This is a genomic window from Methylocystis sp. Se48 (assembly GCF_056269425.1).
This window is the reverse complement of sequence record NZ_CM149850.1, coordinates 3292705-3311528: the sequence shown is the minus strand read 5'-3', so window position 1 is coordinate 3311528 and position 18824 is coordinate 3292705. Positions and strand designations below refer to the sequence as shown.

Here is an 18824-nt window from a genome sequence, read left to right as displayed (position 1 = left end):
GCCTAGCATTTACCTTTCGTCGACTCCTTGACGGTTAACGTCACGAAGCGAAGAGGCTTTTCGGGCGCCGTCGCCCTTTGGGAGAGTTGAGATGCGAAAGATCCTCGCCGCGATTGTCGCCGCCTTGGCGATCGGGGCTGTCACGCTTTCCGCCGCCGCGCCCGCGCGCGCCGATTCGGCCGGCGCCGCCGTCGCCGCGGGCATCGGCGGCTTCGCGCTTGGCGCGCTCGCGGGCGGCGCGCTCGCCCAGCCCGCCCCGCCGCCGGTCGTTTATGTCGAGCCTCCGCCGCCGCCCGTGCATTGCTGGACGCAGCGTCGGCCGGTGTTCGACGAATATGGCGAGGTGATCGGCTTCCGGCCGCGCCGCATCTGCGAGTAAATTTCGGAATCGGCTCATTCGGCGCGCCGAGCCGCCGCAGCGGGTCGGCGCGCGCTTCTTTTGCATGGCGTGTCGGTTGCTCGATCGTCGCCGCGCGCTCGCCTTCATCCGCCGGATTTCATGCAAGGCCGATGGAGGCAAACGCCATGGAGAAGCGCCTCTGGCGGTGAAAATCCCGCCTTCTTGCGTTACCCTGCCGTCATGAAGGCGAATCATCTCCTCCTCGCGTCCGCCGCGCTTTTCGCGTTTTCCGCGCCCGCCCGCGCGGAATGGACCTCCTGCCTCTCTGGCCTGCGTCACGCGGCCGCTGGCGCCGGCGTCAGCCAGCAGACCATCGCTTCGGCGACGGACGGCATGGAGCCCAATGACGCCGTAAGCTTCATGGACAAGCAGCCGGAGTTCACGACTCCGGTCTGGGACTATGTCGCCGGCCTCGTCGACGATGAGCGCGTCGAGGAAGGGCGCGCGATGCTGCACAAATATTCGGGCGCGCTCCACGCGGCCCAGTCGCGCTACGGAGTCGATCCGGCCACCGTGGTCGCCGTATGGGGCGTCGAGAGCGATTTCGGCAAGAGCTTCGGCAAGCGCCCGGTCGTGCAGTCGCTCGCCACGCTCGCCTGCGAGGCTCCGCGGCGCAACGATTACTGGCGCAAGGAGTTCGTCGCCGCGCTGAAGATTTTGGACAGCGGCGACATTCGCGCCGAGGAATTCATGGGCTCCTGGGCCGGGGCCTTCGGCCACACGCAGTTCATGCCCTCGACCTTCCTCGGCGCGGCGGTCGATCTCGACGGCGACGGGCGGCGCAACATCGCGAGCTCCGCCGCCGACTCGCTCGGCTCCACGGCGAATTACCTGCGCAGGAGCGGCTGGCGGCCCGGCGAAGCCTGGGGCTTCGAGGTGAAGTTGCCGGACGGCTATGCCGGCCCCTCCGGCCGCACGCGCAAGCAGCCCATGTCCTTCTGGGAGTCGCGCGGCGTCACGCGGCTCGACGGCGGCGGCCTCGGCGGCGGTTCGGCCGGGCTGCTGTTGCCGGCCGGGAGGAACGGCCCGGCCTTCCTCGTGACGAAAAACTTCGACGCGATCTACGCCTACAACGCCGCCGAGTCTTACGCGCTGGCCATCTGCGTTCTCTCCGACATGCTGCGCGGGCGTCCCGGCATCCAGACGCCCTGGCCGACGGACGACCCCGGCCTCTCGCGCGCCGAGCGGCGCGAATTGCAGTCGCTCCTGATCCGCGCCGGCTATGACGTCGGCGATCCCGACGGGGTGATCGGAACCAAAACCAAAGAGGCGATCGCCGACTATCAGGGCCGCGTCGGCCTCCCGCGCAACGGCCGCGCCAGCCTGAAGGTGCTCAACGCCCTGCGCGGCAAATAGGCGTCAGGAGGCTTCGATCTCTCCCGCCTGCGGCGGCGGGGCGAGCGCTTCCGGCGCCTCTGAGGCCGTCGCCGTCGCGGCCGGGGCCATATCTTCCGCGATCCAGGCGTTGCCCACCTCCCAGACGACGGCGAGCACGACCGGCCCCACGAAGAGGCCTGCGACGCCATGCGCCAGCACGCCGCCGATGACGCCGATGAAGATCACCGGGATCGGCGTCGACAAGCCATGGGCGAAGATGAATGGTTTCAGCACGTTATCCATGTAATTAACAGTGAGCATGCACACCGTCAGGCCGATGGCCCCGGGCGTCGAGAGGGTCGTCCAGGCCCAGAAGACGACGGGCGCGACGACGATCAGCGGACCGATCTGCACAATGCCTAGAACGAGAATAGCGATCGTCAGCAGGCTTGCGCCAGGGACGTTCGACAGATACATGCCGGCCGCGCCGACCACCGCCTGCATAATGGAAAGGCCCATGACGCCGCGGGAGACGGCGTTGATCGTGGCGCCGGCGAGGTTGAGGTAGTTTTCGCCGTTCGTCGGGTCGATGCGCCGCGCCAGCGCCCGCATGCCGACCATGAGCTGCCGCGCGTAGGCGAGCAGAAAGCCGGAAAGGATCACCGACAGCAGGAATTTGAGCGTGCCGACGCCGGCGTTGCGCGCCATGCCCAGCAGATATTCGCCGACCGGCTTGAGCTGGGGCATGATCTGGGCGAGCGCCCCTTGCAGATTGGTCGAGGCGAGCTCCCAGAAAGCGTATATTTGCGCGCCGACGAGCGGCCAGTTCTTGACGGTTTCCGGCGGCGGCGGAACGGCGATGTCGCCGTTGTCGAAGCCAGCGAGAAAGCTCTTCACCGGGTCGATGAAGCCGACGCCCATCCAGGTCACCGGCCCGATGACGAGAACGAGCGCGGCGAGAGCGATCAGCACGGCGGCCATTGTCGGGCGGCCGCCCAGCGCCGCGGCGAGGCGGTCGAACAGCGGGTAGAGCGCGACGGCGAGCACGACGCTCCAGACGATCATTGCTCCGAAAGGGGCGATGATGACAAATGTCCAGTAGGCCAGAAAGCCGATCACGAACAGGCGAATCGACAGTTCGATGAAAAGGGCGTTGAAGCGTTTTTCGACGCCGTTGAAGCTGCTGGTCTCGTCGGCCAAGCGTTTTTCCTAGGTTGCGCTGCGGTGCAGCGAGATTGGACGCCGGCGAACCGGCTGGCAAGGGGCGCATCGTCGCGGTCCGAGCGCAATCCGAAGAAGTTGGCGGACTTTTGCGATCGTACTGCGCCCCAGTTTTCGGCTTTGGCGCGATTTTTTGCCGCTCGCGCGAATTCCCGCGACCGGAACGCCCGCCTATGGGGCGCGCGCGTCCCGAAAGGCGAGGGTCGCCTTGGATTTCACGAGGTCGCGGATATTTTGCGACCAGCAGGTCGTCTCGAGCGCGTCGCCGATAGTTTTCTGGTCCGGAAAGCCGAGGCTCGCGAGGCGCGCCCGCATCCGGTCGCTTTCCTCGTCATCGCCGCGCGCGGCGGCGAGCGCCAGTTCGACGATCAGCAGGATGGCGTAATCCGTCCTCGCGGCCGCGCGGCGCAGGCGCGGGCGGTCGTCGTAGGCCCCGCGCCGGAGCGCGTCGACGGCCAGCGCGACCGTGTCCACCGGCGTTAGATCCGGCGCGATGGCCCGCGCCCGCTCGATCAGCGGCGCCCCTCGCGCGGGGTCGCCGGAACTCAGCACGAAGCGGGAGCCGACATCCGCGAGCGCAATGGGATTATTGGGAAATCGCTCGATCGTTTCCGACGCCACCGCCTCGAAGGTCTCGACGTCGCCCATGCAGAGCGCCGAAATATAGCGGGCGGCGCGCGGAAAGAATTCGACCCTGTTCATGTCATAGGCGCGCGCGGCAAGTTGCGCGGCCTCGTTGCGCGCCTCCTGAAGCGACCGGCGGGAAAAGGTCTGGTTTTGCGGATCGAGCGTCAGGATGGCGTCCATCGCGAGGCTCGCGGCGTCGAGCGGCCCCCGCGCCGCGGCTTGGTCGAAGCACCGGCGGGCCGGCGCGTAATCCTGCGATTTGAGGGTCTTCCAGTAATTGAAGGCGCGCAGCTGGCAGGCGAAGGCTTCGTCCGACGGCGCGGAGCCGGCCGATTGTTCAGCAAGGGCGATGTCGGCCACGATGCCGAAGGGGCTGCCGACGTCCCGGCCGATCGCCAGGACGAGATCGCGCTGCATGGCCATGACCTCGCCCGCGCGCAATCTGAAGTCGTAGCTTTTCGTCCAGCGGACGCTCCGTGTGCGGCCGTGCAGCAGCAGAACGTTCGCCTTCACCGCGTCGCCGATCAGGCGCAGGGATCCGCGAACGATGAAATCCGGCCGCGCGCCCGGCGCCTCGGCGCCGGAGAGGTCGCCCTCGTCGTTGAGGGGAACGACCGTCAGCCATTGAAAGCCCGACAGGGCGTCCGCGAGATCGGCCTGCAGCCCGCCGGCGACATATGCGACCCCGTCCTTGTCGGCATGGAGGTCGAAGGGCGTGATCGCAACCACGGGCCCCCTGCGCGCGCCGGCTGCGACCTCGGGCGGCTCGCCGGGGGAAAGCGCGAATTTCCAGGCGCCGAGTCCCGCGAGGCACGCAACGACTAGCGCTGCTGCCGCGAAAGGCGCGAACCGCCGGGGTCGGCGGGCGGGCGCCGCGAGGGCTGGCGGGGGCTCTGGCGGCGCCGGCGCGGCGAGGAAGACCGGGCGATACTGGCCCTTGGGGATCGAAATGACGACCGGGGCGTTCTTGCCGTCAGTTAGATAATAACGCTCCAGCGTCTGACGCAGCCGGCCGATTTCGACCCGGACGATGCTGTCCTGCTGCGGATCGAAGTCCTTCTGGCGGCCAAGCGCCTCCGTCGCGATCGTATAGGCCTTGAGGCGGTCGCCGCGCCCCTCGAGCTCCTCTGTCACGAGATAGGAAAGAAGCCGGCGCTGGCGGTCGCTCACGCCGTCGAGGCCGCTGTCGAAAGCGCGGTGCAACTCCTCGAGCACGGTCAATTTCAGCTGAGAGTCGGCCATCGTGAAACCGTTCAAATCCAATGCTCCCAAGCAACCCGTCCGTTACGGTCACATGTTAACGCCGGGAACGTGCCTGCCGTCGAGCCGAAGCTCCCGCAATGATCGTTTTCGTCGAAAACGGACGCCCCCGGCGGGCGCCGGACCCCAGGAGATCGGAAATTGAACGAAAACGACGAAAACGCCAAGGAAATCGACAATGACGAGGTTCGGCTCGAGCAGGCGCTGGTCGAGGCTCATTATCTCGGCCTGTCGCTGCGCGCCCTCGCGGCCAACAAAAGGTTCCGTTACGCCGCCATCACCTCGTCCGTTTGCGAATTGCTGATCGGATGGGCCCGCTTCGTGGGCGACCGGCTGCAGGAAGGCGAGCGCCCTTTCACCGGCGGGTCGGCCTCCCGAGGCCGGTCGCCGGGAAAGAGGGCCTAGCCGCCCCTTTCGACAAGCTTTCCGCTTTTGGGTAAGGAAAGCGGAAAGCGCCATCGACGAATCGACTCTCATGACCATTCGCTTGCATCAGGGCGACCTTCCGTCCGCGGTCCCCGCCGCCGGGATCGTCGCCATCGACACGGAGACGCTCGGGCTCAACCCGCATCGGGACCGGCTGTGCGTCGTGCAACTCTCCTTTGGCGACGGCTACGCCGATCTGGTCCAGATCGCGCGCGGCCAAACGCGGGCGCCCAATCTCGAAAAGCTTCTCGCCGATCCGAACGTTCTGAAACTCTTCCATTTCGCCCGCTTCGATCTGGCGATCCTGGCGAAGACATTCGGCGTGATGCCCGCTCCGGTCTATTGCACCAAGATCGCCTCGAAATTGACCCGCACCTACACCGACCGTCACGGGCTGAAGGATCTCGCGCGGGAACTGGCGGGCGTCGAAATCTCCAAGCAACAGCAGTCCTCAGACTGGGGCGCGGCGACGCTGAGCGACGCGCAGCAGGCCTACGCCGCCTCGGACGTGCTGTATCTGCACCAGCTCAAGGAGAAGCTCGACGCCATGCTGGCCCGCGAGGGCAGGACTGATCTCGCCCGGGCCTGCTTCGATTTTCTCCCCACGCGGGTGCGGCTCGATCTCGCCGGCTGGCAGGAGGCGGATATTTTCTCGCACGAATGAGCGGCGCGGCGCCTCGAATTCGCCACCGCGCCGCCCCATGATCGCGCCATGACAGACGGAAGCGCCGGAGACGTCCCGGCCGCCACGACCTCGCCAGAGAAACCTACGCCGGGCGCGCCCGCGCCCGTCAACGTCCGGGCGGCGGCCAATCGCCCGGCGGCGTCGCGCGACCGCCTCTCCGCGCTCACCGCGCGGCGCGAAAGCGCGTTTCCGGACGCCCTTCGCCACACGGCGCGCGTCGCCCGGCTGCGCAGATTGATTCTCTGGGGCGTCGGCGGAACCGTCGCGATCGTCGGCCTTGGCCTTCTGGCCGGGTCGTTGCGCTTCCTGCCCGTGGACCTCAATCTGGCCAGGGTGGCGCTGAAGGGAAACCGCATCGTCATCGAGGCGCCCAAGCTCGTCGGCTATCGCAAGGACGGCCGCCCCTACGAAATCCGGGCGCGCGTTGGCGTTCAGGACATCAGCACGCCCGAGGTCTTCGATCTGGACGGCCTCGACGTGCGGGTCGAGACACAGGGGGAAAGCTCGGTCGTCATGACGGCGGCGAAGGCCCACTACACCGCGAAAAACGATCGCGCCGAGATGAGCGGCGGCGTAACGATCCGCGCCGACAAGGATCTCGACATGCGGATGGACGCCGCCGTGATGGATTTCAAAGCGGGCGTGATGACCACCGACAAGCCCGTGACCCTGAAGATCGAGGGCGGCGACGTCGTTGCGGATCGCGCGGAATTTTCGCAAAAGGAGCGGCGCGCGACGTTCTCGGGCCATGTGCGCTCCGTGCTCTATGGGGAAAGCGGGGCGCCCGGGGATGGAGCGCGCGCGGCGCAATGAGAGACAGATGAAACGCCAGATCATTTTCGCCGCAGTCGCGGCGTCGGTTCTCGTCGCTGCGCCGGCATGCGCGAAGAGCGGCCGTTCGGGGGGCATTCTCCCCGGCGCCACCGCCAGGGATCCCCTCAACATCGACGCCGGCAAGCTCGATTATTTCGACCAGGAGCAGAAGCTCGTCTATTCCGGCGGCGTGATCGTCACGAATGGGCCGTCGACGCTGAAGGCTTCGCGCCTGACAATTTTTCTGGAAGGGAAAGGGGCCGCCGCCGGCGGCGCGACGAGCAACGACCGCGTCCGGCACATCGACGCCGACGGGCCGGTGACGCTCGTTTCCAAGGATCAGATCGGCGCGGGCGACCGCGGCAGCTACGACAAGGCCGAGAACAAGGTCTATCTCACCGGCAATGTGACCCTGACCCAGGGCGACAATGTGGTGAAGGGCGACCGGCTCGTCTATGACGTGACGAGCGGCGTCGCGACCGTGCAGGGCGGCGGGGCGCAAGGCGGTCGCGTGCGCTCCACCTTCACGCCCAAAAGCCAGTAGCCGAGCGTCATTCGGAGGTGAGCGCCGTCTTGTGGAGTTCGTCGAGCATGTGGCGGCGCTTGGCCTCGTAATAATAGCCGCCGGCGTAGAGCCGGATGGCGCGGGCCTCGTCGCCGCCCGAGAGTTTGTAGGCGTTGGCGAGATAGGGAACCGCATAGGTGAGGTTCGTGTCGGGGTCGAGCAGGCCGCTCGCCGGACCGTGATAGCCCATGCCCCTCGCGGTGTCGTGACGGATCTGCATCAGCCCCCAATAGGGCCCGTGCCGCGCCGCCGGATTGTAATTGCTCTCGCGCCGCACGGAGCGGTGAATAAGAGATTCGGGAATGTCGTAGAGCCGCGCGAAATGGGCGATCCGGGACCCGAGCGCGTCCTTGCCCTTCAGCGTCTCCTCGGGCCGCGGCTCGTTGACATAGGATTCGGGCGCCGAGGCGATGGGCGATCCGGTTTGCGCGCAGCCCGCGAGGGCGAGAGCCGCCAGCGTGCAATAGGCGATTGATTTCATTTGTGAGACGTTTCCCCTCTCTGCGCCCCGCACATTTCTCGACGTAAGTCGCCACGGCCAGATGGCGAAATCGTGGCGGCAAGGGCGCTGCTTCACGCGCGTTCCGTGCGGCGGCGCACACACAGGGAGTTAAAAAAGGGTCACCTTATGTGTGTTCGATGCAGTTGTTTCAGGGGCGTTCTCGAGGGGTTGGCGTTTCAGGGCAGGTTTTCAAGGGGCGTCGGCCCGGTCGCGAAAGCGGCCGGGCCTTTTCCTTTCTCGCGGGGCGTTCAGTTATTCTTTCGCCCGGGGGCGTTTTAGCGAGGATGTCATGACGGCGCGCGACGCGCGGAAGGAGGCCCGCTGGTCCGCGGAAGTTTCGCGCCGCAGCAATGCGCTCGACCTCGAGCCGGGCGTCTTCACGCGCGACGACCCGCGGGAAATCGCGCTGTCGCTCAAGCGGTCGGCGGAGGAGAGCGCGCGCCGCAAGGAGACGCCTTTCCGATCCGCCATGTCGATGCTGACCTTTTACATCAACCGCGCCGGCAGGGACTTGCCCGCCGACCGCCGCCGCGTGCTGAAGAATGCGAAGGACGAGCTGCGGAAACTGTATAGACGGGAGCGTCGTTGACAGCCTTCTATTGCAGGCGCTCCAGTATTTTTGTCGCCAAGCTCCTAAAATCCCGGCCAGCGTCGGCGACGCCCGCCTGATGCGCGCCAATGGCCCCATCCGATGCGCGGAGATAAAAAATGGGCTTGTTGGCGTCTTGCGCCATCGGCATCAAAGACCGGTAGTCTTTCAACTCAGCGAGGCAATGAGGATCATCCGCAGGATCCGCGCAGGCGCCGTCGCTCTCTCCCAGAACATACTCACGGTAGGCGCGGGGCATTTGCGACGCCCAATTGAAGTAGGCCTTGGCTGGCCGGCCGGAGCGCATGGCGAAGCGGCTGACGACATAACCGATGGCCTTCATCTCGCCTTCCGGCAGGGCGATCTGCAGTCCTGCAGGAAATCGCCGACGCTTTTCGGCCCACTCCGTCCTCCAACCGCTCAAGGTCTTGCCGACATTCTTCAGTCCTTGAAGCGAAAAGGCGTCACTGCCTATCGGTAGAACGACATAATCGCTCGCAACGAGGGCGGTGCGGTTGAGTGGCCCGAGATTGGGCCCGACGTCGATCAATGCAATTGTGGCATCCGTCTTTCGAGCGACGCGTTCGATCGCTCGGTAGAAGCTGCATACGATGCGGAAAGCTCTCTTTTTTTGCGCCTCGTCGGACGATAGGGTTTGCGACCACTGCGTCGAGAGCTCACCCTCCGCGCTCGAAAGCGCGAGGTCGCCGGGTATGAGGCTCAAACCATTCGATATGTTTTGAGGATCAATCTCGGCAAGATCCCCTATGCCTTCGAGCAGGGGCAGCAACGCCTGATAGATCGTATAGGTCTCATTCTTCGACTCCAGCAGACTCGCCGCGCGCTCCTCTCCTAGAAAAAAGGTCGTTACGTTCGCTTGCGGATCAAGATCGGCAACGACGACCCGATGGCCAAGGTCGTTCAATATCCAGGCAAGATGAAAGACGAGCGACGTTTTGCCCACGCCTCCCTTGTTGTTGAAAAAAGCGATTGTTTTCACGGACGTCTCCTCAATACCGCAAATACGAAATTTTCATCCGCCCGGAGATCGAGATCTGGATTTCCATTTTCTCTCAAAGCCTTTTTCGCGAGAGGCAATCCAACGCCAAATCTTTCGACAAGTCCAAGATTCCGCATCGCCTCCGCGATGTTGGGGTTTCGATATCCGGTGAATCCCGGCTTGCCGAAACTGTTCAAGGGAATCTGAAACGGGCCCCCGGGGTTGTCGATTTGGATTCGATCATCGAACCAAGTCACTCGGACCGGCGTGGATACTTCGTAGTCGCGATGCATGATTGCATTGCGAAAAACCTGCTGGAGCGCAGCTTCCGGATAAAGGGCCCGGCGTTCATGGCGCGAGCCGCCAATCGTGAGCGAAATCGTATTGTGCGCGCGGAGCTTATCCTCGATGAGCCGCACGACGACGTCGAGCGTCCCGGACGCGCGCATTTCATCGTCGGTTTCGTCGGTGATTTCCCTTCCAGCGACCCGGCGGAATTGCACGAAGGCGCCAGGCAGAAACCGCAGCGGGTCTTTACCGGCAACAAGCAGGCCTGTGGGGGTGACACATCCACCGTAGTCGGTCAGCTTCAGCGCCGACAATTGCTCATCTGTTGTCCGGCCATTTTCCTCTAGAACCGCCTGATTGACCGCTTGCGGGAGATAGTCGAGGCGGAATCGATTCAGATCCAGTTCGTCTATCCCGCATCCAGCGATTCCCCGCGCATCAAACGGCAGGGACCGACTCCTGCGCTGTTCGGTAAGACGGCGCTCTTCTTCGGCCGTAGCGCGGCTGACTGTGGTTCCCACCCGGATGAAGGCGGCTCCCTTATATCGGACAGGGGGGGAATCCGATGGGCTGACGCTGATCGCTACAACGGTCTTTCCATCAACTTCCAGAGGCTCAATCGTCATCGAGGGCGTCGGCGTAATGCTGCCATCCGTGCGGATCTGCGCCAACTTCTGTAGCGACTCGTCGTCACTGGTGGCGCCGACGACAGTCCCGTCGTCCTTTACGCCGATCAGAATGAGCCCCGGCTTCGCCGAGCCGTTGATGTCGTTGGCGAATGCGCAGACCGCCTCTGGAATTTTCTTTGCTGCCGCCGATTCCTTGAATTCGACAAGAGGCCCTTCGCCTTCCGCGATAATTTTTTTCAGTTCGTCGTGGCGAAGGGCCATGCGGCAGATCTCCGGCGTCGGGTTTTTGGGGTCACCTCGTAAACTTCTTGTATTTCAACCGGTGAGGAATGACGCTGTCGACGCCCAGCCGGCGCTTCTTGTCTTCCTCGTAATCGGCGAAGTTTCCTTCGAACCACTCGACATGCGAGTCGCCTTCGTAAGCGAGAATATGCGTGGCGATGCGGTCGAGGAAAAACCGGTCGTGCGAGATGATCACGGCGCAGCCGGCGAAGTCCGTCAGCGCTTCTTCCAGCGCGCGCAGCGTGTCGACGTCGAGATCGTTCGTCGGCTCGTCGAGCAGCAGGACATTCGCGCCGCTCTTGAGCATTTTGGCGAGATGCACGCGGTTGCGTTCGCCGCCCGAGAGCTGGCCGACCTTCTTCTGCTGGTCCGCGCCCTTGAAGTTGAAGGCCGAGCAATAGGCGCGGGAGTTGATCTCGCGCTTGCCGAGGTAGATCACCTCATTGCCTTCCGAAATCTCCTCCCAGACGGTCTTGTTGGCGTGCAGCGCGTCGCGCGACTGGTCGACATAGCCGAGCTGCACGCTCTCGCCGATCGTGATCGTGCCGCTGTCGGGCTTTTCCTGCCCCGTGATCATGCGGAAGAGCGTCGTCTTGCCCGCGCCGTTCGGGCCGATCACGCCGACGATGCCGCCGGGCGGCAGCTTGAAGGAAAGATCGTCGATCAGCAGCTTGTCGCCGAAGGCCTTGGAGATGTGCTCGAAGTCGATGACGTTCTGGCCCAGGCGCTCCGCGACCGGAATGATGATCTGCGCGGTGGTGGGCGCCTTGTCGTTCTGCTTGGCGACGAGCTCCTCATAACGCTGGATGCGCGCCTTGCTCTTGGCCTGGCGCGCCTTGGGGCTGGCCGCGATCCACTCGCTTTCGGCTTCCAGCGCGCGCTGGCGCGCCTTGTCCTCGCTCGCCTCCTGCGCGAGACGCTTCTGCTTCTGCTTAAGCCAGCTGGTGTAATTGCCCTCATAGGGAATGCCGCGGCCGCGATCGAGCTCCAGGATCCAGCCCGTCACATTGTCGAGGAAGTAGCGGTCGTGGGTGACGATCAGGATCGCGCCCGGATAGTTGCGCAAATGGCCCTCGAGCCAGTTCACCGTCTCGGCGTCGAGATGGTTGGTCGGTTCGTCGAGCAGCAGCATGTCGGGCTTTTCGAGCAGCAGCCGGCACAACGCCACGCGGCGCCGCTCTCCGCCCGAGAGCTTGGTCACGTCGGCGTCGTCCGGCGGGCAGCCTAGCGCGTCCATGGCCTGATCGACTTGGCTGTCCAGATCCCACAGGCCCTTGGCCTCGATCTCGTCCTGGAGCTTCGTCATCTCGTCCGCGGTCTCGTCCGAATAATTCATGGCGAGATCGTTGTAGCGATCGAGAATGGCTTTCTTCTCCGCCACGCCGAGCATGACGTTTTCGCGCACGTTCAGCGCCGGATCGAGCTGCGGCTCCTGAGGCAGATAGCCGACGCGCGCGCCTTCGGCGACGAAGCCCTCGCCCGTAAAGTCCTTGTCGATGCCGGCCATGATGCGCAGCAGCGTTGACTTGCCGGCCCCGTTGACGCCGAGCACGCCGATCTTGGCGTCCGGGTAGAAGGAAAGGTTGATGTTGTCGAGAACCTTCTTGCCGCCCGGATAGGTCTTGGTGAGGCCCTGCATGTGATAGATGAATTGGCGCGCCATTGGCTTCGTCTCGGGGGTTCAGGAAAACGTGCGGCCGTGTTTAGAGCATTTGCGGGCGCGGAGGGAAGCGGTTTCCTTTCCGCGCGCAACCGCGTAAACGGGGCCGCGTCGCGGGTCGAGGCAGGGAAAAGGCGCTCATGAACGTGCTTCTCATCGGATCGGGCGGGCGCGAGTGCGCCATGGCCAATGCGCTGGCGAAAAGCCCTCTGTTGACGAGCCTTTACGTCGCCCCCGGCAATCCAGGGACCGCGCGCGTGGGCGTCAACGTCGATCTCGACGCGGGCGATCATGGCGCGGTCATTCGCTTCTGCCGCGAGAACGGAGTCGCGCTCGTCGTCGTCGGCCCGGAGCAGCCGCTGATCGGCGGCCTCGTCGACGCGCTCGCGCGCGCCGAAATTCTGGCTTTCGGTCCGACGCAGGCGGCGGCGCAGCTCGAAGGCTCCAAGGGCTTCACCAAGGATCTCTGCCGGGACTACGGCATCCCCACGGCCGCCTATGAGCGCTTCTCGGACAAGGACGCGGCGCTCGCCTGGCTGCGCGAAAAGGGCGCGCCCATCGTCGTGAAGGCGGATGGCCTCGCGGCCGGCAAGGGCGTCGTCGTCGCGCAGACGCTGGAGGAGGCGGAGCGGGCGGTCGAGGCCATGTTCGCGGGACTCTTCGGCCAGTCGGGCGCGGAGGTGGTGATCGAGGCGTTTCTCGAAGGCGAGGAGGCTTCCTTCTTCGCGATCTGCGATGGAACGCGCGCCGTTCCCTTCGCCACGGCGCAGGACCACAAGCGCGTCGGCGACGGGGATACGGGGCCGAATACGGGGGGCATGGGCGCCTATTCCCCGGCCTCCGTCGTGACGCCGGAGATCGAGGCGCGCGTCATGGCCGAGATCATCGAACCGACTATGCGCGCGATGCGGGAGAAAGGCGCGCCCTTCAAGGGCGTTCTCTACGCCGGGCTGATGCTGACGGCCGATGGCCCGAAGCTCATCGAATACAACAACCGCTTCGGCGACCCGGAGGCGCAGGCCATCCTCCCCCGGCTCGAGGACGATCTGCTCGCCCTCGCGCTCGCCGCCGCGCGCGGCGACCTTGCCGGAAAGCGCCCGCGTTTCTCGCCGCGGGCGGCGCTCACTGTCGTGCTCGCGGCGAAGGGCTATCCCGGCGCGCCGCTGACGGGCTCGGAGATCAAGGGCGTCGAAAAGGCCGAGGCGATGGCGGACGTGATCGTCACCCACGCCGGCACGCGCGTCGAAGGCGCGCGCCTACTCGCGGCGGGCGGCCGCGTGCTGAACGTCACGGCGCTGGCGGCAAGCGTCGCCGAGGCGCAGGCCAAGGCCTATGCGGCGGTCGACGCGATCGACTGGCCGGGCGGCTTCTGCCGCCGAGACATCGGCTGGCGGGAGGTGGCTCGGGAGCGGCGCTGACCTCCCGGCCCCGATATTTTCCCGCTGCGGGGAGAGACAGGGGCAGGCAGGCCGCCCGTCCGTTACCTCTTTGCGCCGCGCGCCGCCCTCTTCGCAAGCGTCCGCAGCCGCAGCGCGTTGAGCTTGATGAAGCCTTCGGCGTCGCGCTGGTCGTAGGTTCCGCCCTCTTCGAAGGTGACGAGATCCTGGTCGTAGAGCGACCATGGGCTCTCGCGGCCCACCAGCGTCGCGGAGCCCTTGTAGAGCTTCAGCCGCACGCGGCCGGTGACATGCTGTTGCGAATGGTCGATCGCGGCCTGCAACATCTCGCGCTCGGGCGAGAACCAGAAGCCGTTGTAGATCAGTTCCGCATAGCGCGGCATCAGCTCGTCCTTGAGATGCGCGGCGCCGCGGTCGAGCGTGAGGCTCTCCATGCCGCGATGCGCGACGAGCAGGATCGTGCCGCCGGGCGTCTCGTACATGCCGCGCGACTTCATGCCGACGAAACGATTCTCGACGAGATCGAGCCGGCCGATCCCGTGCAGGCGGCCGAGCTCGTTGAGCTTCGCGAGCAGCGTCGCGGGCGACATCGTCACGCCGTCGATCGCGATCGCGTCGCCTTTCTCGAAGTCGATCGTGACATATTGCGCTTCGTTCGGCGCGTCTTCGGGATGGCCCGTGCGCGAATAGACGTAATCGGGCGTCTCCTGCGCCGGATCCTCAAGCACCTTCCCTTCGGAGGAGGTGTGCAGGAGGTTGGCGTCGGTGGAGAAGGGCGCCTCGCCGCGTTTGTCCTTGGCGATCGGGATCTGATGCGCTTCCGCGAAGGCGATGAGATCGGTGCGGGACTGGAAATCCCACTCGCGCCAGGGCGCGATGACGGCGATGTCAGGCTCGAGCGCGTAGTAGCCGAGTTCGAAGCGGACCTGATCATTGCCCTTGCCCGTCGCGCCGTGGCAGACCGCATCCGCGCCCATCCGCCTTGCGATCTCGATCTGCTTTTTGGCGATCAGGGGCCGCGCGATGGAGGTGCCGAGGAGATAAAGGCCCTCATAGACGGCGTTGGCGCGAAACATCGGGAAGACGTAATCGCGCACGAATTCCTCGCGCAGATCCTCGATGAAGACGTTTTCGGGCTTGACGCCCAGAAGCAGCGCCTTCTCGCGCGCCGGCCCCAGCTCCTCGCCCTGGCCAAGATCGGCGGTGAAGGTGACGACCTCCGCGCCATAGGTCGTCTGCAGCCATTTGAGGATGATGGAGGTGTCGAGGCCCCCGGAATAGGCGAGGACGACTTTCTTGATCTCTTTCTTGGCGCGGGTCATGTGCGGCTCGGGCTCGGTGGAAATTCGCGGCGGACTATAGTGAGCGGGCCCGGCGACGCAATTTGAAATTTCATCCGCCGCGGCGGCGCGCCTCAGCTCTCGCCGAGCAGACGGCGCAGGCCGTCATGCGCCGCGCGCGCGGCCGCCGACTAAGGTTTTCAGCGCCGGGGAAGACTTCAACTGCGCCAGAACGTCGCAAATCCGCGTCCGCCGCGGTCGCCGCGAAGACGACCGTGCGCAACGCCTCCATGTCCTCGAGGGCGACGACGCCCGTCGCATGGCCGGCCGCGCCCGACACGATCGCGCGCTCGATCTCGCCGACGGCGAAGGCCGCGAGCGAGGGCGGGACCGACACGGCGTTGCGGATGACTCGGATCAACATGCCGTATTCGGCGCGGTTGGCGAGGCCGCCGCCCTGCGAGAGCCGCCGGACGAGCGTGTCCGCGTCGCCTTGGCGGATATAGTTCGGCGGATCGACCTGGCGGAGCAGGACGTCGGTCGCGACTTCGGCGAGGAGGTCGGCGAAGGCCGGCGAAGGCTCGGCTTTTTCCGCGCGGCCCAAGTCGAGGAGGCGGATGAGGTCCGCCGTCAGGGCGGCCCCGTCCGCATAAATTTCGCGTCGCAGCGAAAGCGCGGCCTGTTCGTCCAAAGACATGAAAAACTCCTGCAAGAATTGAAAGCTGCTGCACTCTTCCAATGAAAGCTTTACTGTCGATGAAAAGCGGGGAGGCGGGGGAATCATGGCTCTCAAAGCGGCGTCGATGGTAAACTGCGCGTTTGTGGGTCTGGGCCTGTGCGCGCTTCTCTGGGGGCCGCCGGCCGCCGTCGCCGGGGAGACGCGCGTCTGGACGCTCGCCGGGCTCGAAGAGAAAAAGCCCGGGCGGGTCTTTCTCAGCTACGCCGTCCCCGAGTCGGACGACAGTTTTGGCGGCTTTTCCTGCAAGCCGCGAAGCGGAACGGCGACGTTTTTCGTTACCGAGACCTCGGAAAAGCTGAAGCCCGGAAAAAGCGCGACCGCCGTGATTTCCGCGGGCGGCGTCTCGGCCAGGATAACCGGAAAGCTGACGCCCAACGAAGAAGCCGGCGTTCCCGGTTTCGAGGGGCGCATCGGCGCCGGCGACCCGATTTTCGCAGCGCTCGCGGGGGCGGACGCGCTGACGGTCGTCATTGGCGCCTCCCGGCAGACGGCGCCCCTGAAGGGCGCCGCCGAGAAGTTCCGTAAATTCGCCGCCGCCTGCGCGAGGCCATGACTCAGGGGCCCTGTCTCAATCGAAGGCGAGTTGCGCCGTGACGATCGCGCGATCGAACCAGTCCGCCGGCTCGTAGCAATAGGCGTTGGTCGCGACCGGCGCCTCTTGGCAGCGCGGGGCAGCGTCCGTCCAGCGGAAGCCCGCGGCGTTCATGCAGGCGACGATATGGCGACCGATCACGCCGCTCCTGCCGCCTCGGGCGTCGGGATGAGCGTTCTCGCCTTCGAGTTCGCAGGCGGAGGCGCGCTGCATCTGGCCCTTGAGAAAGGCGGTGTTGCTGCTGCCGGTGAAATGCACGCCGATTCCGCCGACGAACATGGCCCCCGCTGCGGCGAAAACGATCCCCTGCGCGAGTTTCGAGCGCGTCTGCATGAGCACGAGATTGCCGCGCATGAAGCCGACGCCGCCAAGGACGACCATGACGACGCCAAGCATGAAAGCGACGATCATGAACAAAGCGGTGAATTCAGGACTCATCGAATTTTCTCCAAGTTTATCGGTCCGCGCGGCGCCGGCTTCACGGCGCTTCGCACGTCGGTTACGCTCGTTTTGCCGTTGATCTGCTTTTTTCTGTTTCCGGGATCGGACGGCTGATCCGGTATTGTCGCAAGTTTTTCATTCAGACGCCTTGCGCGTCTGTGACTTAGTCTTGCAGGGGCCGTTTTCCCTCGGGGACGTGGCGCGCGGTCTCGTTTTTCCGTCCGCCGCCCGCTACAATGCGCGTATGAGCAGTCCTTCGCCGCACGACACGGCAAAAATCTCCGGCATGACGCCTGCGCGCCGCCGCGCGCTCGACATTCTCACCCAAGCGAACCGCCCCGTCGGCGCCTATGAAATGATCGACCTCATGGCCGACGCCGAGGGCAAGCGCCCGGCGCCCGTCTCCGTCTATCGCGCGCTCGCCTTTCTGCTCGACAACGGCCTCGCGCACCGGCTCGAATCCAAGAACGCCTTCGTCGTCTGCGGCCATTCCCATGGCGCCGAGGAGCCGGTGGTGTTCCTCATCTGCGAGCAATGCGGGGAGGTGAAGGAGGCGACCTCCGCCGGGCTCGCGCGCGAACTCGCGGCGCTCGCCGGCGCCGCCGGCTTCAAGGCGCGCACGCGGGTCGTCGAGATCGCCGGGCGCTGCGCCCGCTGCGCCGGCGGCTGACCATGCGCGCCCTCGCCGATCGCCGCGCGCTGGGGGGGCTTCTCGCCCTGGTCTTCGCTTTGCTCGCCGGGCTCGCCATCGCGGCGCCAACCTATCCCGAACTCACCGGCCGCGTCGTCGATCAGGCGGGGATTTTGCAGGCCTCCACCCGGGCCGCGCTCGGCTCGAAACTGCGCGATCTCGAAGACAAATCGAGCATCCAGCTCGTCGTCGCGACGGTTCGCTCGCTCGAAGGCTATGACATCGAGACCTACGCCAACGGACTCTTCCGTTACTGGAAGCTCGGGCAGGCGAAAAAAAACAATGGCGTCCTTTTTCTCGTCGCGCCCAACGAGCGCAAGATGCGCATCGAGGTTGGCTACGGGCTCGAGGGCGTGCTCACCGACGCGCTCTCCAAGGTCGTCATCGCGAGCGCGGTCACGCCCAAATTCAAGGCGGGCGATTTCAACGCCGGGATCGAGAGCGGCGTCGACGGGATCATCGAGATATTGAGCGGCGACAAATCAGAGTGGGTGAAGAAGCTGCCGCCGGAGCCCTCGCTGTTCGAGGAGCTTCTGCCGCTCGTCATCTTTGCGCTGTTCATCTTCATTTTCATCATGATGGCGAGGAGCGCCGGTTCGCGGCCGGCGCATTACCGGCGCTATCGCCGCGGCGGGCCGCCCGTCATCATCCTGCCGCCGTCAGGCGGCGGATGGGACGACTTCGGCTCCTCGGGCGGCTCCTCCTGGGGCGGCGGCGGGGGCTTCGACAGTTTCTCCGGCGGCGGCGGCTCGTCGGGCGGCGGCGGCGCCTCGGGGGATTGGTGATGCGGCTCTCGGAGCAGGATCTCGACCGCATCGCGCAGGCCATCGGCGAGGCGGAGAAAAAGACGTCCGGCGAAATCGTCTGCGCGCTCGCGCGCCGCGCGTCGGATTACGCCTATGTGCCGCCGCTCTGGGCGGCCTTTTTCGCGCTGGCCACGCCCTGGCCGCTGGCGGAATTCACCGCGCTGTCGGCCATCGACATCTATGCGATCCAGATCGGCGTCTTCATGTTCGCGGCGCTCATCGTGGGGCGGATGCCGCTGCGCCTCGCGCTCACCCCCCGCTTTGTGAAGAAACGCCGCGCCGAGCGCGCCGCCATCGAGCAGTTTTTCGCGCGGGGCGTGACGGGAACGAAGGGCCGCACGGGCGTGCTGATCTTCGTCTCCTTCGCGGAGCACTACGCCCGCATCGTCGCCGACGAGGGGCTGACGGGGAAGATTTCCGACGCGGAATGGAAGGCCGCGCTGGAGCCTTTGCTGACCTTTTTGGGTCAGGGGCGGTGCGCGGATGGGTTTGTGGCGGCGATCGAGGAATGCGGCCGGCTGCTGGCGCGCGCGGCGCCGCCGGGGGCGGAGGGGGATGAACTGCCGGACAAGGTTTATGTGAGTTGAGAGCTACGCAGCGTTTGAGCTGCGTAG

At 65.5% G+C, this 18824-nt stretch carries 21 protein-coding genes; 12 read left to right on the top strand and 9 right to left on the bottom strand.

The window, feature by feature from the left end; translation table 11 throughout:
* Positions 1 to 91 precede the first annotated feature (91 nt).
* Positions 92 to 379, top strand: coding sequence for a hypothetical protein (locus tag ACV959_RS16050; protein WP_475737562.1), 288 nt, complete (start codon positions 92 to 94; stop codon positions 377 to 379).
* A 201-nt stretch (positions 380 to 580) separates the two neighbouring features.
* Entirely contained in the window at positions 581 to 1756 is a 1176-nt protein-coding gene (locus tag ACV959_RS16045; protein WP_475739696.1) for a lytic murein transglycosylase, read from the top strand.
* A gap of 3 nt (positions 1757 to 1759) precedes the next feature.
* Here ACV959_RS16045 and ACV959_RS16040 read toward each other — a convergent pair whose 3' ends face one another.
* Together ACV959_RS16040 and ACV959_RS16035 are read right to left on the bottom strand one after the other, a co-directional pair.
* On the bottom strand, positions 1760 to 2917 hold the full coding sequence (locus tag ACV959_RS16040) for an AI-2E family transporter (protein WP_475737561.1): 1158 nt from the start codon (positions 2915 to 2917) through the stop codon (positions 1760 to 1762).
* A gap of 192 nt (positions 2918 to 3109) precedes the next feature.
* A complete protein-coding gene (locus tag ACV959_RS16035; protein WP_475737560.1) occupies positions 3110 to 4822 on the bottom strand; it encodes a hypothetical protein in 1713 nt (570 codons plus the stop codon).
* Positions 4823 to 4966: 144 nt separating this feature from the next.
* Here ACV959_RS16035 and ACV959_RS16030 point away from each other — a divergent pair, with 144 nt between their 5' ends.
* From ACV959_RS16030 to lptA, 4 genes are all read left to right on the top strand, one after another.
* Positions 4967 to 5230 carry a hypothetical protein gene (locus ACV959_RS16030; protein WP_475737559.1) on the top strand — a complete coding sequence of 88 codons (264 nt, stop codon included), beginning with the start codon at positions 4967 to 4969 and terminating at the stop codon, positions 5228 to 5230.
* A 70-nt stretch (positions 5231 to 5300) separates the two neighbouring features.
* Entirely contained in the window at positions 5301 to 5915 is a 615-nt protein-coding gene (locus tag ACV959_RS16025) for a ribonuclease D (RefSeq protein WP_475737558.1), read from the top strand.
* 48 nt (positions 5916 to 5963) lie between these two features.
* Positions 5964 to 6749 carry an LPS export ABC transporter periplasmic protein LptC gene (gene lptC, locus ACV959_RS16020; protein ID WP_475737557.1) on the top strand — a complete coding sequence of 262 codons (786 nt, stop codon included), beginning with the start codon at positions 5964 to 5966 and terminating at the stop codon, positions 6747 to 6749.
* A 7-nt stretch (positions 6750 to 6756) separates the two neighbouring features.
* A complete protein-coding gene (gene lptA / locus ACV959_RS16015) occupies positions 6757 to 7293 on the top strand; it encodes a lipopolysaccharide transport periplasmic protein LptA (RefSeq protein ID WP_475737556.1) in 537 nt (178 codons plus the stop codon).
* A 7-nt stretch (positions 7294 to 7300) separates the two neighbouring features.
* Here the strand turns inward: lptA and ACV959_RS16010 are convergent, their stop codons facing one another.
* On the bottom strand, positions 7301 to 7795 hold the full coding sequence (locus tag ACV959_RS16010; protein WP_475737555.1) for a transglycosylase SLT domain-containing protein: 495 nt from the start codon (positions 7793 to 7795) through the stop codon (positions 7301 to 7303).
* 310 nt (positions 7796 to 8105) lie between these two features.
* Between ACV959_RS16010 and ACV959_RS16005 the strand changes: the two genes are divergently transcribed.
* The gene (locus ACV959_RS16005; protein WP_475737554.1) at positions 8106 to 8405 is read left to right on the top strand and encodes a DUF3175 domain-containing protein; all 300 of its coding nucleotides are present in this window, start codon (positions 8106 to 8108) and stop codon (positions 8403 to 8405) included.
* A gap of 7 nt (positions 8406 to 8412) precedes the next feature.
* Here ACV959_RS16005 and ACV959_RS16000 read toward each other — a convergent pair whose 3' ends face one another.
* From ACV959_RS16000 to ettA, 3 genes are read right to left on the bottom strand one after another with little or no spacing between them, the layout of a single operon-like run.
* Positions 8413 to 9405: a ParA family protein gene (locus ACV959_RS16000; RefSeq protein ID WP_475737553.1), complete on the bottom strand. Its 993-nt coding sequence runs from the start codon at positions 9403 to 9405 to the stop codon at positions 8413 to 8415.
* On the bottom strand, positions 9402 to 10583 hold the full coding sequence (locus ACV959_RS15995; RefSeq protein WP_475737552.1) for an RNA-binding domain-containing protein: 1182 nt from the start codon (positions 10581 to 10583) through the stop codon (positions 9402 to 9404). The genes ACV959_RS16000 and ACV959_RS15995 overlap by 4 nt, the downstream gene beginning before the upstream one ends.
* Before the next feature lie 31 nt (positions 10584 to 10614).
* Positions 10615 to 12267 (bottom strand): energy-dependent translational throttle protein EttA, encoded by a 1653-nt coding sequence (gene ettA / locus ACV959_RS15990; RefSeq protein WP_475737551.1) that lies wholly within the window; start codon positions 12265 to 12267, stop codon positions 10615 to 10617.
* A gap of 137 nt (positions 12268 to 12404) precedes the next feature.
* On the opposite strand from ettA, the gene purD reads away from it, so the two are divergent.
* Positions 12405 to 13682: a phosphoribosylamine--glycine ligase gene (gene purD, locus ACV959_RS15985; RefSeq protein ID WP_475737550.1), complete on the top strand. Its 1278-nt coding sequence runs from the start codon at positions 12405 to 12407 to the stop codon at positions 13680 to 13682.
* A gap of 62 nt (positions 13683 to 13744) precedes the next feature.
* On the opposite strand, the gene ACV959_RS15980 is transcribed toward purD, so the two are convergent.
* Together ACV959_RS15980 and ACV959_RS15975 are read right to left on the bottom strand one after the other, a co-directional pair.
* Entirely contained in the window at positions 13745 to 14983 is a 1239-nt protein-coding gene (locus ACV959_RS15980; RefSeq protein ID WP_475737549.1) for an argininosuccinate synthase, read from the bottom strand.
* Between the two features lie 70 nt (positions 14984 to 15053).
* Positions 15054 to 15638, bottom strand: a complete 585-nt coding sequence (locus ACV959_RS15975; RefSeq protein WP_475737548.1) for a hypothetical protein — start codon at positions 15636 to 15638, stop codon at positions 15054 to 15056.
* Between the two features lie 85 nt (positions 15639 to 15723).
* On the opposite strand from ACV959_RS15975, the gene ACV959_RS15970 reads away from it, so the two are divergent.
* Positions 15724 to 16233: a hypothetical protein gene (locus ACV959_RS15970; RefSeq protein ID WP_475737547.1), complete on the top strand. Its 510-nt coding sequence runs from the start codon at positions 15724 to 15726 to the stop codon at positions 16231 to 16233.
* A 15-nt stretch (positions 16234 to 16248) separates the two neighbouring features.
* Here the strand turns inward: ACV959_RS15970 and ACV959_RS15965 are convergent, their stop codons facing one another.
* Positions 16249 to 16710 carry a hypothetical protein gene (locus ACV959_RS15965; RefSeq protein ID WP_475737546.1) on the bottom strand — a complete coding sequence of 154 codons (462 nt, stop codon included), beginning with the start codon at positions 16708 to 16710 and terminating at the stop codon, positions 16249 to 16251.
* 247 nt (positions 16711 to 16957) lie between these two features.
* Here ACV959_RS15965 and ACV959_RS15960 point away from each other — a divergent pair, with 247 nt between their 5' ends.
* The 3 genes from ACV959_RS15960 to ACV959_RS15950 are packed head-to-tail and all read left to right on the top strand — an operon-like array spanning position 16958 to position 18797.
* Positions 16958 to 17383 (top strand): Fur family transcriptional regulator, encoded by a 426-nt coding sequence (locus tag ACV959_RS15960; RefSeq protein WP_475737545.1) that lies wholly within the window; start codon positions 16958 to 16960, stop codon positions 17381 to 17383.
* Between the two features lie 2 nt (positions 17384 to 17385).
* On the top strand, positions 17386 to 18189 hold the full coding sequence (locus ACV959_RS15955; protein ID WP_475737544.1) for a TPM domain-containing protein: 804 nt from the start codon (positions 17386 to 17388) through the stop codon (positions 18187 to 18189).
* Complete coding sequence (locus ACV959_RS15950; RefSeq protein WP_475737543.1) at positions 18189 to 18797, top strand: TPM domain-containing protein; 609 nt, start codon at positions 18189 to 18191, stop codon at positions 18795 to 18797. The genes ACV959_RS15955 and ACV959_RS15950 overlap by 1 nt, the downstream gene beginning before the upstream one ends.
* The last annotated feature ends 27 nt before the right edge of the window (positions 18798 to 18824 follow it).